Origin of the sequence: Pseudomonas sp. C5pp, from assembly GCF_000814065.1 — a bacterium.
GTDB classification, from domain to species: Bacteria; Pseudomonadota; Gammaproteobacteria; order Pseudomonadales; family Pseudomonadaceae; genus Aquipseudomonas; species Aquipseudomonas asiatica.
This window is the reverse complement of the sequence record NZ_JWLN01000090.1, coordinates 1-933: the sequence shown is the minus strand read 5'-3', so window position 1 is coordinate 933 and position 933 is coordinate 1. Positions and strand designations below refer to the sequence as shown.

The 933-nt window shown below is 63.3% G+C and carries 2 protein-coding genes; both read left to right on the top strand.

From position 1 onward, the window contains the following. Positions 1-101: 101 nt before the first annotated feature. Positions 102-488 carry a hypothetical protein gene (locus RR51_RS28430; RefSeq protein ID WP_039615482.1) on the top strand — a complete coding sequence of 129 codons (387 nt, stop codon included), beginning with the start codon at positions 102-104 and terminating at the stop codon, positions 486-488. Beyond that, positions 485-892, top strand: coding sequence for a phage tail terminator-like protein (locus RR51_RS28425; protein ID WP_039615481.1), 408 nt, complete (start codon positions 485-487; stop codon positions 890-892). The genes RR51_RS28430 and RR51_RS28425 overlap by 4 nt, the downstream gene beginning before the upstream one ends. Positions 893-933 lie beyond the last annotated feature (41 nt).

Here is a 933-nt window from a genome sequence, read left to right as displayed (position 1 = left end):
CCCGACCTGATGGACCGCTCCAAGCAGGTGGTCTACCTGGTCAAATCGGTGCGCTCCGACCCGGCTTCAGCCACCTACCGATTGCAGCTGAGGAAGTAGCCATGGCCAAGAGCAGGGGATGGAGCACACCGCCAAGCCTGTTCACCGGCCTGGTCGAAGAGGCCCTGACGCAGCGTGTGCGCGTCATTGCCCTGGCCATGCTCAACGAGATCGTGCTGCGTTCGCCCGTCGACACAGGGCGGTTCCGTGGCAACAACATCGTCAGCGTGGGCGCGCCTGTGTACACCAGCAGCGCGAATGTCGACCCTACCGGCTCGGATACCATCCAGCAGGGCGTCAGGGTGGTGACCGGGCTTGAGCCTTACACACAGGTGTTCATCCAGAACAACCTCCCATACGCCGTACCGCTTGAGGATGGGCACTCCCAGCAGGCACCCGCCGGCATCTACGCGGTGTCGTTCAACAGCGTATCGCAGGCCTACTCATGACCTTCGAACAGATCCGGGCCATCGTCACTGGCCGCATGGCGCAGTGGGCAGGCATTCCCGCTGATGCTGTGGATTACCCGAACAACCCCAAGGGTCCGTTCGACCCGGCCGGCAAACCGATTTGGGCCAGGCTGGCGGACGTTCCTGGTCTTTCCAGCACACCAGAGGTCGGCATCGGCCCATGCGTGCGCCGCACCGGCATCATCATGGTTCAGCTGTTCGTGCCCAGCAACAAGGGAACGCTGGCCATCACCAAGGCCGCCGACACGCTGGTCCAGCACTTCGAGTTCTACAGCGACGCGACCGGGCCATTCGAGTGCTACGCGGCCTCGGCCAGCACAATCGGCGATGACGGCCACGGCTGGTACCAGGTCAACGTCAGCGTGCCATACCGGGCCTACTGAGCCCCCTACTTGCACCGCCACATGGCGGTTTTTTTACGCCT